The organism is Pseudomonas sp. 14P_5.3_Bac1, assembly GCF_025466135.1.
GTDB lineage: Bacteria > Pseudomonadota > Gammaproteobacteria > Pseudomonadales > Pseudomonadaceae > Aquipseudomonas.
Genome location: NZ_JANLOF010000022.1, coordinates 41,382 through 54,355 on the forward strand (window position 1 = coordinate 41,382; position 12,974 = coordinate 54,355).

The window sequence follows — 12,974 nt, forward strand, 5'->3', positions numbered from 1 at the left end:
TACTCCCTGTGTTCATGCGAGGCTCAGACGCTGTGTTCAACCTGACGCACAGGGCGGTCCGTGGCGCGTTGCGCTTTTTCCTGGAGGAAGTGATGCACGCCATCCCACAGGTCGATGCGCGAGTTGATCGCGGTTTTGGCGCTTTCGATCATGTGCTGGTGTTGCGCGGGCGTGGTGACGATTTCGGCGATGATGCGCTTGGCCGCCGGGCCGTGATCGTCGCCGTCCATTTCGATGTGGCGCTTGAGGTAATACGTGAGCATCGGCACCTCGGTTTCACTCACCGACCATTGCGACAGCAGGCGGCCGAACATGTCGGGGATGATGTCTTCACGGCCAAAGAAGAAGTACGCCAGCACCGCTTCGGTCGAGCCGTGCTGCGCGACATCGAGGGTCTGGCACATGAACACTTTGGCTGCCAGCGGAATGTCGCGGTCGCTGAGCGCCTTGGCCAGCGGCACCTGGGCCTGGATCGCAGCGAGGAAACGCCGGAACACTGAACTGTCGGCGCCGATTTCATCCATGGCCGTGAGGTACAGGTCCAGGTGGCTGATAAAGCCGCCGTCCGGGTGTTCGTCGGTTTCTTCGCCCACCACGATTTCATTGATCAAGCGCGCGGCGGTGATGTGCACCGGCGGCACCCACGGCAACTCGACGCAGGTGAGGTCGCGCTGGATGCGCTTGAGCAAGGTCATGAAATCCCACACGGCGAACACGTGGAATTCCATCAGCGTGCGCACGTCTTCAACCGTGCGGATAGTGGCGAACAGCGGGTGGCTGAATAACTGCTCGCGTTCGGTTTCGATGTGGCTGTCGATATCAAAAGGCATACATGCTCCTGCAGCCTGAGTCTTCAGGCGGGAAAATCCATTCGGAATGTTTGGGTGAGTGTTCAGTCGTTTACCGTGTCTCCACGGTAGGGGTGGCGGCTGGTGGCGTACTTGAAGGACGCGACGAAGTGCTTTTCCAGCAAGTACTGCCGGTCTGTGTACCAGCCCGCGTCCAGCAGTTGGCGGTGCACTTTTGGCAGTCGCCAGCACGGCACCGCAGGATAAAAGTGATGCTCCAGGTGAAAGTTCGCGCCGGCGTGCAGCCAAGTGCACAGCCGCGAGGTGCGCGAGCGCGCAGGCGGTGCTTCATCGCCTTCGCTGAACGCATGTTCCTGGTAGGCATTGAAAGCCGACACCAGAAACGCCACCGCCAGGCTCCCGCAAAACCCCAGCAGCAACCCGTCGATCTGCCACAGCGCCACGGCGTACACGCACAACCAGCCCACTTGGCAGGCGATGTTGCAGCGCGCCAGCCGTTGCACCTGCGCCGCGCTCAGGGGCAGCGGCGAAGGGCTGCTCAGTGGGCCGAACGCCAGGCGCACGGTGGCGTGCAGGTAGTTCGAGGTTGCGAGCAAACGCGACAGCGCGATGCGGCTTGCCAGCGTGCGATAGCGCGAGAAGTGCCGGTAGTCCGGGTCTTTTGCGCTGTTGCTGTAGCGATGATGTTGCCAATGGTCGACGAAGTAACCGGTCACGCAGAACCCCGGCAGCAGCGAACTGGTAAGAATGCCCAGGTAGCAGCTGTGCATCGGGTTACCGCTCAGGTTGAAGTGGAAGCCTTCATGCCCAAGGATCGCTTGCAGAAACAATCCGTACCCGGCCACCACCAGCAAGGGCGAACACAGCAGCACCCACACGGTGGGCGCCGTGTTTGCCACCCACACAAACAGGGCAAGGGGCAGCAGGTACAGGCTCACGGCGTAAGCGATGATCAGCAGCGACTCGCCCGTGCGCGCCTTGAACAAGGCGCGGTCGAGACGGACCTGGGGCTTGGGGTGCAGTTGTCTGGCCATTGGCGAGGCGTTACTCGATCAGTTCAGGTTTGAGCGCCAGGTGCCCGCCGCGTGTGAGCGTGCGCAGGCGCATGGCGATAAAGGCGTCGACCACACTTGGCGCGATGCGCGCGGTGTACATGGCCAGCGTGCCCATGAAGGTTAGCCCGCGATTGCGCAAACCGTTTGTGCGGCAGGCGCGCACCAGGCCGTCAGAGGCTGCACCGAGTTTTTCTTCCAGAGACAGCAGGGTCTTGTCACCCCGCTTGAAGGTCACCAGGCGCTTGACCGACAGCCCCACCCGCTGGGCCGGCAAGTGAATCGCCGTGTCGATGAACCCCGGGTACACCGTGACCACATCCAGCTGCCCGCGATACTGCATGCGCAGCACGTCCGAATAGGCGCTCAACGCGCGTTTGCTGGCGGCGTACGCGGCCACATAAGGCGCATTCACCAGGGCGAACAGCGAGGATACGTTGACCACTTTGCCGCGTTTGCGCAGCAGCCCCGGCAAGAAGCCGGCCACCAACTGCCACGGTGCAAACAGGTTTACATCCACTGCGCGGATGACTTCGTCGGTGATGCCGGTTTCACCGCGTTCCAGGGTCAGCGTGCCGGCGTTATTGACCAGAATGTCGATGTCGCCGAAATCGGTGGAGATAGCGCCGATCACCGACGCCAGCGCGCGGCGGTCGCACAGGTCGACCTGATAAAACCCGTCCAGCAGTTCCGGCTCCTGCGGCGCCAGAATGTCCAGGCCAATCACCGTGGCGCCTTGTTGCTTGAGTTTGCGGGCGGCGGCTTGGCCCAGGCCACGCGCGCAGCCGCTGATGACGATGATTTTTCCGAGCAGGTTCATGGGTGCGCTCCGGCGATGCTGAAGGTTGAGTGGGACAAATAGGTGTCGAGGTTGCTCGCCATCGAGATCTTCGCCGGCGGGTGAAATTGCAGACCGCGGCAGGCCATCAACCCATTCGAACTCTGGTTGCTGGTGATAAATGCCATGCCGCCGAGCATCGCGTGGGCCTGGTCCGACAGCTCGGTCAGCAGCTGCTCGATGCCATAACGCACCAGCAGCAGACGGGCCAGCACGTTCGGCAGGTCCTGGGGGTTGCGCTCGATATCCAGCGCCGCGCCTTCCAGCGCGCTGATTGCCAATTGCAGGTTGGCCGCCAGGTCCACGCGGTGATGCGCGGTCCAGCGTCCTGCGTCGGTCACCGTCTCGATCAGGCCGGCGCAGGCACCCACGTAGGACGCGCAAATCAACAGTTCGAACCAGATGAAACCGACGGTTTGCACGTCGCCCAACAGGTGCTTGTAGCCGGCGGAAAACAGCATGCGTTCGGGCACCAGCACTTCATTGAGGCGTACCTCGATGCTTTCGGCAGCGGCCAGCGCGGTGTTCTGCCAGAACGGCGCGCGGCTGATGCCTGGCGCGTTGGCGGGAATCAACGCCACCATCAGCTCTTCGCCCTGTGGGGTCTGGCGGGTATAGCTGGCGGTGAGCAAGTCCATCGAGCGGCCGAGGCAGCAGGGTTTTTTGCTGCCACTGAGCAACACGCCCTCGGGGGTGTGCACGGCCTGCATGTTCGAGTCGAGGATGCCCGCGCCCGAGTTGCCCTCGGCAAACCCCGAGGACAGCAACAAACGGTTCTGTGCAACGGCCGCCAGCAACAGGCCTTCGGCGCCGCCCCCGTTTTGGGTGAGCGCCAACAGGCTCGCCACCGAAAACTGGTGCATGGTGCTGGCCACCGCCAGCGAGGGCGACCGCGCGCCCAGGGCGATCTGCACATGCACGGCATCGAGGATGCCTGCACCCAACCCACCGGCGGCGCGGTTGACCAGCAGCCCGACCGGCCCGTGTTGCTTGAACAGGGCAATAACGCTGCTCTCGGGGGCTTCGCGTTCGGCGACGGCGAGGGCGGCCAGGCGCGCGTCAAATTCCGGGGCGTAGCGGTCAAGCAAGGCGCGCGAGCGGTTTAACAATGACAGTGACATGGCTCAGGCCTTCAGGTAGCTCGCCGGGAACAGGCCGGTGATGATCGAGTGGATATTTTCGCGAATGGCCTTCTGCGCGACGGGGTCGAGCATGTCGGCGAGCATCGGCAGGCCCAGGTCAAAGCGCGAGGTGAAGGTGATAATCGCGTCCTTGCCATCGGGCAGGACTTGCCAGGTGCCCGAGAAGTGATCGACATCGCCGGCCATTTGCTCGAAGTGGATCTCGCGGGTCTGAGCGTTGAACGTGTCGCGCTCCTGCCACTTGAGAATGCCGCTGTGGAAGTTGACCTCCCAGGAGGTGAACGACACGTCGTCGCTGACCTTGTTGATGGTGATATTGCGCACCGAGTCGCACAGCTCGACGTAGTGGCTGAAGTCGCTGATCACGGCGAAGACTTCATCAGCGCAGGCATGGGGGATATGTGCCTGGACATTGACTTCTTGCATGGGGTAACTCCAAAGATCAAAGGGGTGAGACAGAGGTGGTGAGCGCCTGGGCGAATCCCTCGATCAACCAGTTGCAGTCCTGGGCGGTGAGCAGCGGCGACGGTGTAAGCCGCACGACACGGTGGTCATTGAGCGAGTGGCACACGATGATGTGCTGCTCGATCAGGGCCATGACCATATTCGCGGCGATCGAGGCGTCGCTGAACTCAAAGCCCAGCAGCAAGCCGGCACTGCGCAGCGTGACGCGCTCGGCCAGGCCCATGCGCTGCAACAGCGCGCTGAAACGTGCGTGCAGGTCCTGGCCCAGCAGCCGTGCCCGCGCCACCAGGTCTTCTTGCACCATCACCTGCAGCGTGGCCTGCACGGCCGCCATGGCCAGCGGGTTGGCGCCAAAGGTCGAGGTGTGCACCGTGGGGTTGCGGTTGAACGGCGCATAAATGGCCGCGCTGGAGACCATGGCGCTGACCGGCACGCAGCCGCCGGACAGGCTTTTGCCGACCAGCATGATGTCGGGCACCACCTGTTCCTGATCGCACGCCCACCAATGGCCGGTACGGCCCAGGCCGGACTGGATTTCGTCGATGATCAGCACGGCGCCGTACTGGTCACACAGCTCGCGTACCCGCGTCATGTAACCCGGTGGCGGCAGGATCACGCCGGCTTCGGCCTGGATCGGCTCGAGAATCACGCAGGCTTTTTCCGGCGAGGCGAGCAGTTGCTGTTCCAGCGCAGCGCTGTCGCCGAACGGCACGAATGCGCTTTCGCTGAGCAGGCCACTGAACGGTTCGCGGTAGCTTTCGCGGCCGGTAACGGCCAGCGCGCCGAGGGTCTTGCCGTGGAAACCGCCGAGCGTCGACAGCGTGCGACGGCAGCCGTTAAGCCGGGCGAGTTTCAGGCCGGCTTCGGTGGCTTCGGCGCCCGAATTGCAAAAGAACACATAGTCCAGGTTACCCGGGCAGCGCGCTGCCAGCGCTTGCGCGGCCAAGGCTTGTTGCGGGTTGAGCAGCAGCTTGCTGGCCAGCGCGTTTTGCTGCAGTTGGCGGGTCACGGCATCCACGACAACCGGATGGCCGTGGCCGAGGAAAAACACCCCATAGCCGCCGGCATCCAGGTACTGACGGCCTTGGCTGTCATAGATGTAGACGCCCTGGCTTGAGTGTTCGATCGGCAAGTTCATCAAGGACGCGAGGCGTGCGTAGCCCGAGTTCACATGCTGGCGAAAATACTGGTCAATCTGTGCGGCGTCGGCGGCGGGTTCCAGTTCTGTCAGGTGCAAGTTCATGCCACGGATGCCTCTGCGACAGGTGGAACCGGCTGTTTGAGCATCCGCGTCAAGGCGCCGAGCTTGGGGGCCAAGTGATTGAGTGACAGCAGCAATTCGCGGCTGACGTCGCGTGCACCGAAGGCCGGCTCACCGAGCAACTCGGGCAACGAAGTGGGCAGCGGCGTGCGCAGGCAGGCATAGCGGCACAGTTGGTTGGCGCGGCCCAGTGCCGCCTGGACGGCACCGGTCAGTGCCGGCAGAAACACCGGCCGGATCAGGCGCTCATAGATGTCCGGCGCCATGCAGCGAGGCCGTGTGAACGGTTGCGCCTGGGCTTGCATGGACTCGCACATCAGGTCCAGCAGGCCGGTGAGGTCCAGCGCCTGTGGGCCGCTGGTGAGGAAGTAGTCCGCGCCGATCAAGCGCCGGTGCAAGGCGTTGGCAACTGCCTGCGCCGCCACGTCGCGGGCAATCAGGTCGATGTAGCCGGCAGGCGGGCAGGGCACGATAGGCAGCACGCCGGACATCATCAGCCCCATGGTCATGTGAAAACCCTGGAAGTTGGGCATGTGCCCGGTGTCGGAATTGCCGATGATGATTGACGGGCGAAAAATCGACACGTCGATACCGGAAGAACGCACCAGCGTTTCGGCCTGGCGCTTGGCGACTTCGTACGGTGTCTCGGCCTGCACGCCTTCGTAGTAGTCACATGGGTGGGTGAAGGCGGTGCTGATGTGATAGAGCGGCACCTTGGCTTGCTGCACAAAGCGCACGACGTTTTCGGTACCCAGGTAATTGACCGAAAAGATCTGGTCGATGTCGCCATCCATGCGGGTGACCGCTGCGGCGTGAATGACCCAGTCGACGCGTTGCAGCAGCGCTTCATAATCCTCGGCAGCCAGCCCCAGCCGGGGGCGGCAGATATCACCGCTGAGCACTTGCACCTGCGGGTGGCGGATGCGGCTTTTGCGCGCCAGGCAGACCAGGTTGAAATCCTCTGCCAGGCAGTCGATCAGTGACTCGCCGAGTACGCCCGAGCCTCCTGTGAGAAGGACGGTTAATTTTTGCTGTTCTGACATGTAGGACGCTTCCTGCGGACTCATCGAAAGAATTAACGGTGCGTTCCGCCGAATCCCAGGCACACGTGCCCCTGGCGAACACTCTTGTATCCACTTTCGGTGGCGCTGACGTGCGTTGGGGGAAGGCAGTCAGCGCTTAACGTTTTCGCGAATAAGATGCGATCGATATTGGCCTTTTGATATCACCGCGTCTTGAACGAAACGCTTGTCTTGCGCAAAACCTTGGCCGCCGTGAGCGGGGTCATGCCGATCATGCGGCGCATCATGCGCGCCAGGTGCGCCTGGTCGGAGAACCCGCCATCGGCGGCGGCGTCCGACAAGCTGGCGCCGCCGGCCAGGGATTTGGAGGCGCGCTCGAGTTTGTTCCAGATGATCCATTGGGACAGGGAAACGCCCATCTGGTGCGTCGCCACACACCGCAGGCGCGGGCTGGACAGGCCGACCGCATTGGCGGCGCGGCTGACGGAACCGGGACCGTCGCGGTCCAGGCGCAGGATGTTCAAGGCTTTATAGAGGCGTTGGTCGATGGGCGGCGTAATCGCCAGCAAACGCGCGAGCGCGTCGACAAACTGGGGCAGGGACGTGGTACCGCGAAAGCACTCCAGCAGTTCGTCACTGGCCAGGGCGATGCCATTGTCTTGCAGCAATGCGTTGAGTGCACGGCCCAGTGGCGTGTCCGGATTGACGTACACAAACGCCACCGGATGACTGTCGGCCACGGCGCGGTGTTCGACGTTGGGGCCGATGATCACTCCCGCCGCGCGGATCAACTGGCCGGGCAATTCCAGGGTGACCGGTTGGTGCACGCCGATGCACAGCTGAATGGCGACATGGGAATGGGCAGAGTTCTGATCCGCGCGACCGATGTAACCGGCCCATGAATCGCCAAAAGTAACGCTGCCGTCCCACATGTAAGGTCTTCCTGACTCGAAGGGTGAGTTTTCCGTGTGCAGGGTAGGCCTGCACAGGTCTTGATTCAAGCTCCGGGCGCGCAGTCAGCGTTGCAGCGCCGCACGCATGCCGGCCAGTTTGATGCAGGTTTCGTCGTATTCGCAGGCAGGGTCGGAGTGCTCCACGATCCCGCACCCCGCAAACAGGCGAGCCTGGTTGCCCTTTAACAGGGCGCTGCGCAGGCCGACGATGAATTCGCCATTGCCATGTGCGTCCAGCCAACCCAGCGGCGCCGCGTACCAGCCACGATCAAAGCCCTCGAATTGGCGGATATGCTCCAGCGCCTGTTGGCGTTCATGGCCGCCGACCGCGGGTGTCGGGTGCAGGAGCGCAACCATGTCCAGCAAACTGCGCCGCGGGTGCAGCGGCCCTTCAATCAGCGTGGCCAGGTGTTGCACGCGGCTGAGGCGCTTGATATGCGGCGCGGGCGGAACCTGCAACGGGGCCACCCACGGCGCAAGGTCGCGCTGGATGATCTGCACCACCACCGCGTGTTCGTGCTGGTTCTTTTCGCAGGCGAGCAGCGCGTGCGCCAGTTGCGCGTCGTGCTCAGGGTTGGGGTCGCGGCGGGTGGTGCCCGCCAGCGCCAGGGTTTGCAGGTGGCCATTGTGCAGCTTGACCAGGCGCTCGGGAGACGCGCCGATGAAGCACGCCTGGTATCGGCGAAAGGCAAACAAATAAGCGCCGGGGTCATTGCTGGCGAGGGTCGCCAGGGTGCGGCCGGCATTGATAGGCCGGGAAAATTCACTGAGCACTTCTCGCGCCAGCACCACCTTTTGCAATGGGGTGTCGCGCAACACCTCGAGGGCGTGGGCGATCTTACTTTCCCAGCACGCGCGCGGCAGGCACTGGTCACGGGTGTGGTGGGGCGCCGCCGTGGGGCGTGGGCCGGACACGTAGCGGTCCATCAGCGCGTGCCATTGATTCAACACGTGCTCGCAGCAGCGCTGCGCCACATCGTCGGCCGCCACCCGTTGTTGGCACAGCAGCCAGCAGGCATCGCCGTCGCGCACCAGCAACAGCGTCATCAACAGCAGCGAGGCATCGCCAAAGCCCTGCCACGCAGGGCTGGCCTTGACCTGATGATCAAACCGAAAGCCGCCGCACACCGTCGGCGCCAATGGGCCGTGGACCACGGCGCCTTCGAGCCAGTCCCGCCATTGCGCATCCACCGTGGCAAAACGTTGAGCACCGGCGCCGATAAGTTCAGCCGCCACGCCCCAGCCGAACAGACTTTTGTCATCTTCCGGCGCGCGCCAGAACAGGCACTCGGCGTGCGGCTCGTCGACACGTTCGAACAGCGCCAGCAGGTCCAGCGCGGTGATGTTCAGTGCATAACTGGCCAGCACGGGTTTGCCGTGTTCGATAGCACGCTGGCGAGCGCATTCGAACACCTCGGTCAGGCCGGCGGCATGGCCCTCCAGCTGCGTAAAGGCGCTCATGCCGGTGTTCTCGTTGCGCGCCAATGCAGCACTTGCTGGCCGATGTACCAGTGGATGATCTGGGCGAACAGGGTTTCCATGAAGTGCGGATCCAGCCCGGCTTGCTCGGCCCATTCGCGGCGTTGCGGGAGCATCTGGGCCACGCGTTCAGGCGCGGCAATGCTGCTTTCGCTCGGTTTGAAACGTGCAGCGGCTTTGACGTAAGCCATGCGTTGACGCATGAGTTCGATGATCTGGTGGTCCAGTGAATCGATGGCGTGACGGATGTCCGGCAGGCCATCACAGGCGTCGGGTGTTTTCATCAACAGGTTTCCTTCAGGGCGGGCGATAGGGTCAGCAGCGTCGCGGCGATAGCGTCGATAAGTGCCTGGCGTTGCTCAATCAGGTAAAAGTGGCCGCCGGGCCAGCGCTGCAGGTGCAGTGGCTGATGACTGGCGGCTTGCCAGGCATGGGCTTCATCCAGCTCGATTTCCGGGTCTTGCTCTGGGTAGAACACCGTGATGCGGCTGTTGAGCGGCTGCGGTTGCGCGCAGGTGTAGGTTTCAACCACGCGGTAGTCACCGCGCAGGCCCGGCAGGAACAGTTCGCACAGGGCCGGGTCGTCCAGCAATGGGTTGGGCCGCTCGGACAAGCGCCGCACGTCGTCGAGCAACGCCGCATCCGGCCCCAGGTGCAGATTCCCGCCGCGCTGGCGGTGTGGCGCCGGATGGGCGGACACGAACAGGTGGTCGACGGCGATTGCGCGTTGCTCCAGGCGTGCGGCCACTTCATACGCCACCACCGCACCCAGGCTGTGACCGAACAACGCCAGTGGCCGGTCGGCGTAACCCTGCAAGGCATGGGCGGCGCCGTCGGCCAGGCGCTGCATGTCAGTCAGGCACGGCTCGCTGAAACGGTCTTCGCGGCCCGGGTACTGGATGGTCAACAGGTCGATGTCGGCGGGCAGGGCGTTGACCCAGTCACGAAAGAAACTCGCACTGCCCCCGGCATGCGCAAAACACACCAGGCGCCAGCGCGGCATGGGTGTCAGGCAGTAGGCGCGGACCCAGCGGCTCACGAGGCGGCGCTCTGCAACCAGGCCTGGCGCAGGCGTTCGCGCAGGTCCTTGCGGCTGACTTTGCCCACGCCGGTGTGCGGGAACTGCGCGATGAATTCGATGCGGTCCGGCACCTTGAACGCGGCCAGGCCCTGGCCACGCAAGTGCTGCTTGAGCGCAAACGCCGACGGCGCCGGGTCGCGGGCGACGATAAACGCACAGGTGGATTCGCCCAGCACCGCATCCGGCATCGCCACCAGCGCGGCGTCGTGCACCTGCGGATGACTGATCAGCAGGTTTTCGACTTCTTCGGCGGCGACCTTTTCGCCGCCACGGTTGATCTGGTCCTTGTCGCGACCTTCAACCACCAGGTAACCCTCGGCGGTGCGCCGGACCCGATCACCGCTGCAATAAAAACCGTCGGCGGTGAACGCCTTGGCATTGTGCTCGGGCAGGCGGTAATAGCCACGAATGGTGTATGGCCCGCGCACCTGCAGCTCGCCGACCTCGCCGTCGGGCACCGCTTGGCCGTGTTCATCGACAATGCGAATTTCATCATCGGCGCTCAGCGGGCGGCCCTGGGTATGCAGCAGGTGATCGGGGTGATCGTCCAGGCGGGTAAAACACAGCAAGCCCTCGGCCATGCCCAGCACTTGTTGCAAGGTGCAGCCCAGAGTCGGCGTGACACGTGCCGCTGCGCTGCCGAGCAGCTTTGCGCCGCCGACTTGCAGCAGGCGCAGGCTCGACAGGTCGGCCTGGCGCTGGGCCTGGGCGTCCAGCCATAACATCGCCAGCGGCGGCACCAGCGCGGTGACGGTGACGCGTTGCTCGCTGATCAGCGCGAAGCAGCTTTCAGGGTCGCAGCGACGTGTACACACCACACGCCCACCGGCCAGCAGGGTGCCGATGACGCCCGGGCAACACAGCGTGAAGTTGTGCGCCATGGGCAGCGCGGTGAGGTACACCGTGCGCGCGTCCAGGCCGCACACCGCGCTGCTGGCGCGCACGTTATAGAGGTATTCGGCGTGGCGGCGCGGGATCAGCTTGGGCGTGCCGGTGGTGCCGCCCGACAGCTGGAAACACGCCACGGCGTCAGGGCGACCGGCGTCCTGCTCCAGCGGCTCGTGGTGATACAGCGCACTCAAGGCGATGAATGCCTGCGCGTCACCGTCGATCACCACGTGGCGCAGATGCATGCTCTCGGCGGCCAACTGACGCGCCATTTCACGGCAGTCGAAGCCGTCCAGTTCGGCGCAGCCGATGTAGGCCGTGGCCTGGGCAAACCTGCAAAAACCGCCGATCTCGTGCTGACGGTGGGCGGGCAGGGCGAGGATCGGCCGGGCGCCGAGGCGGAACAGCGCAAAGCACACTTCGATAAACGCGCTGCCGTTGGGCAAGTGCACCACCACGTTATCGCCTGCCGCCACCCCCAGCGCACGCAATCCGCCAGCCAGGCGCCGGCAACGGTCCGCCAGGCTGCGGTAGTTCAGATGTAACGGGCCGTCAGTGATGGCAATCGCCGATGGGGTGCGTGCAGCCACCGTCTCCAGTGCCTGGGCGAACGTCTGGTCTTGCCAGTAACCGGCCTGCCGGTAGCGTTCGGCGAACGCGGCGGGCCAGTCTGGCGCATCGTCAACGGTGTCTGAATCGCGTGCGCAGGTGTGCAATGACATGGAATCCCCTATTTGTAGAAATAACTGGCTACAAATGTCCAAATGAGATCTATTATCATTGTCTTTCGCCGGCAGCTTCTCAACGCCAAGGCTTTCGGACCTGTGACTTTTTCATTAGATGAAATACACAGCGGCTTTAAACAGGGAGGTTTACGGTTTAAAAGCCTCCTCCTCACTCAGGTCAGGCCCCGCGTAATGGCCTTAAAGGATCAAGGGAAAACCCAATGACTATTACGATCATCGCCCCCAGCCACCAAGAGACGCAGGCCGAACCCAAGGGCAACCAACCCGGCACGGTCTACCTGGAACCGCACATGACGTTGGTCACCGGCACGCTGTGGTCACAGAGCGAAAACTGGGTGGAAGACCCGTTGGAGCGCGGCCTCAAATTGATCCTGGTGCAGAGCGGTGAGTTGTCGTGCCGCATTCCCGGGCACAGCGAGCAATCGATCAAGGGGCCCAGCCTGTGCACCATCGTCAATGACGGCGAGTTCACCTCGTCGCAGATCTACGGCACCTCCACGCCGCTGCGCTACACCATCGTGCAACTGGACCTGGAATCCCTCGACCGCCACCTCGGCATGGCCCCGCGCAAGTTGTTGACCAGTGGCGGCGGCGACCCGTACATGATGGTGCGCCCGGCGCCACGCGCGATGCAGGCGCTTGCCACACAGATTGCAACGTGCCCGATGCAGGGGCCGAGCCGCTCGTTGTACCTGGGTGGCAAAGCGCTGGAGCTGACTGCCCTGAGCGCGCAATTTTTGCTCGGTGAACGGGGCCAGCCGGAACAAAAGCTGCGCATTACCTCCTCGGACGTGGAGCGTGTCCACGCCGCACGCGATCGCCTGGTGCGCTCGTTGCTGGAGCCGCCGAGCCTGAACGCCCTGGCCAGCCATGTGGGCATGAGCCCGCGCAAACTCACCGCGGGCTTTCGCAAGGTGTTTGGCACCAGTGTGTTCGGCTACCTGCACGAGCATCGCCTCAGCGAAGCACACCGCATGCTCAGCGACGAGGAAAGCAACGTCTCCACCGTCGCTTACGGCGTGGGGTTCAGCCCGGCGCATTTCTCGATTGCCTTCCGTAAACGCTACGGCGTATCACCCAGCGAGATCCGTTGAGCGTGGGTCGGTGTCTCTGAATCGAATGAAAAGGCCCGTGCATCTAAAGCCCTGAGCGCTTTCTGAAAACCTGCTTGCGATAGAGTTCCAATTGAGAATGGCTTCCATCTTGGTGAGCCAGGGACTTTATCCAGACGGGTCACA

Annotated in this window: 13 protein-coding genes; 1 reads left to right on the forward strand and 12 read right to left on the reverse strand. The window is 63.5% G+C overall.

The genetic code is table 11. The features are described from left to right. Positions 1–23: 23 nt before the first annotated feature. From NTD89_RS05315 to NTD89_RS05370, 12 genes are all read right to left on the reverse strand, one after another. Positions 24–830 carry a DUF3050 domain-containing protein gene (locus NTD89_RS05315; protein WP_242196963.1) on the reverse strand — a complete coding sequence of 269 codons (807 nt, stop codon included), beginning with the start codon at positions 828–830 and terminating at the stop codon, positions 24–26. Positions 831–892: 62 nt separating this feature from the next. Next, a complete protein-coding gene (locus NTD89_RS05320; protein WP_262206654.1) occupies positions 893–1,843 on the reverse strand; it encodes a fatty acid desaturase family protein in 951 nt (316 codons plus the stop codon). Positions 1,844–1,853: 10 nt separating this feature from the next. Next, positions 1,854–2,681, reverse strand: coding sequence for an SDR family NAD(P)-dependent oxidoreductase (locus NTD89_RS05325; RefSeq protein ID WP_145160495.1), 828 nt, complete (start codon positions 2,679–2,681; stop codon positions 1,854–1,856). Beyond that, entirely contained in the window at positions 2,678–3,820 is a 1,143-nt protein-coding gene (locus tag NTD89_RS05330) for an acyl-CoA dehydrogenase family protein (protein WP_262206655.1), read from the reverse strand. The genes NTD89_RS05325 and NTD89_RS05330 overlap by 4 nt, the downstream gene beginning before the upstream one ends. Positions 3,821–3,823: 3 nt before the next feature. Beyond that, positions 3,824–4,267: a type II toxin-antitoxin system RatA family toxin gene (locus NTD89_RS05335; protein WP_145160499.1), complete on the reverse strand. Its 444-nt coding sequence runs from the start codon at positions 4,265–4,267 to the stop codon at positions 3,824–3,826. 16 nt (positions 4,268–4,283) lie between these two features. Next, complete coding sequence (locus tag NTD89_RS05340; protein ID WP_262206656.1) at positions 4,284–5,549, reverse strand: aspartate aminotransferase family protein; 1,266 nt, start codon at positions 5,547–5,549, stop codon at positions 4,284–4,286. Continuing rightward, positions 5,546–6,610, reverse strand: coding sequence for an SDR family oxidoreductase (locus tag NTD89_RS05345; RefSeq protein WP_262206657.1), 1,065 nt, complete (start codon positions 6,608–6,610; stop codon positions 5,546–5,548). Before NTD89_RS05345 ends, NTD89_RS05340 begins: the two co-directional genes overlap by 4 nt. A gap of 182 nt (positions 6,611–6,792) precedes the next feature. Beyond that, entirely contained in the window at positions 6,793–7,521 is a 729-nt protein-coding gene (locus NTD89_RS05350) for a helix-turn-helix domain-containing protein (RefSeq protein ID WP_242196949.1), read from the reverse strand. Positions 7,522–7,605: 84 nt separating this feature from the next. Continuing rightward, the gene (locus tag NTD89_RS05355; protein ID WP_262206658.1) at positions 7,606–9,003 is read right to left on the reverse strand and encodes an isochorismate synthase; all 1,398 of its coding nucleotides are present in this window, start codon (positions 9,001–9,003) and stop codon (positions 7,606–7,608) included. Next, the gene (locus NTD89_RS05360; RefSeq protein ID WP_145160509.1) at positions 9,000–9,305 is read right to left on the reverse strand and encodes an isochorismate lyase; all 306 of its coding nucleotides are present in this window, start codon (positions 9,303–9,305) and stop codon (positions 9,000–9,002) included. The genes NTD89_RS05355 and NTD89_RS05360 overlap by 4 nt, the downstream gene beginning before the upstream one ends. Further along, positions 9,305–10,060: a thioesterase II family protein gene (locus NTD89_RS05365; RefSeq protein WP_315975604.1), complete on the reverse strand. Its 756-nt coding sequence runs from the start codon at positions 10,058–10,060 to the stop codon at positions 9,305–9,307. Before NTD89_RS05365 ends, NTD89_RS05360 begins: the two co-directional genes overlap by 1 nt. Continuing rightward, positions 10,057–11,712: a (2,3-dihydroxybenzoyl)adenylate synthase gene (locus NTD89_RS05370; RefSeq protein ID WP_262206659.1), complete on the reverse strand. Its 1,656-nt coding sequence runs from the start codon at positions 11,710–11,712 to the stop codon at positions 10,057–10,059. The genes NTD89_RS05365 and NTD89_RS05370 overlap by 4 nt, the downstream gene beginning before the upstream one ends. Before the next feature lie 224 nt (positions 11,713–11,936). Here NTD89_RS05370 and NTD89_RS05375 point away from each other — a divergent pair, with 224 nt between their 5' ends. Further along, positions 11,937–12,830, forward strand: a complete 894-nt coding sequence (locus NTD89_RS05375; RefSeq protein WP_145160513.1) for a helix-turn-helix transcriptional regulator — start codon at positions 11,937–11,939, stop codon at positions 12,828–12,830. Positions 12,831–12,974 lie beyond the last annotated feature (144 nt).

Coding starts and splice junctions, on each gene's coding strand:
- NTD89_RS05325 (WP_145160495.1), bottom strand. CDS start 2,681: ATGAACCTGCTCGGAAAAATCATCGTCATCAGCGGCTGCGCGCGTGGC.
- NTD89_RS05375 (WP_145160513.1), top strand. CDS start 11,937: ATGACTATTACGATCATCGCCCCCAGCCACCAAGAGACGCAGGCCGAA.
- NTD89_RS05360 (WP_145160509.1), bottom strand. CDS start 9,305: ATGAAAACACCCGACGCCTGTGATGGCCTGCCGGACATCCGTCACGCC.
- NTD89_RS05320 (WP_262206654.1), bottom strand. CDS start 1,843: ATGGCCAGACAACTGCACCCCAAGCCCCAGGTCCGTCTCGACCGCGCC.
- NTD89_RS05350 (WP_242196949.1), bottom strand. CDS start 7,521: ATGTGGGACGGCAGCGTTACTTTTGGCGATTCATGGGCCGGTTACATC.
- NTD89_RS05345 (WP_262206657.1), bottom strand. CDS start 6,610: ATGTCAGAACAGCAAAAATTAACCGTCCTTCTCACAGGAGGCTCGGGC.
- NTD89_RS05355 (WP_262206658.1), bottom strand. CDS start 9,003: ATGAGCGCCTTTACGCAGCTGGAGGGCCATGCCGCCGGCCTGACCGAG.
- NTD89_RS05330 (WP_262206655.1), bottom strand. CDS start 3,820: ATGTCACTGTCATTGTTAAACCGCTCGCGCGCCTTGCTTGACCGCTAC.
- NTD89_RS05335 (WP_145160499.1), bottom strand. CDS start 4,267: ATGCAAGAAGTCAATGTCCAGGCACATATCCCCCATGCCTGCGCTGAT.
- NTD89_RS05340 (WP_262206656.1), bottom strand. CDS start 5,549: ATGAACTTGCACCTGACAGAACTGGAACCCGCCGCCGACGCCGCACAG.
- NTD89_RS05370 (WP_262206659.1), bottom strand. CDS start 11,712: ATGTCATTGCACACCTGCGCACGCGATTCAGACACCGTTGACGATGCG.
- NTD89_RS05315 (WP_242196963.1), bottom strand. CDS start 830: ATGCCTTTTGATATCGACAGCCACATCGAAACCGAACGCGAGCAGTTA.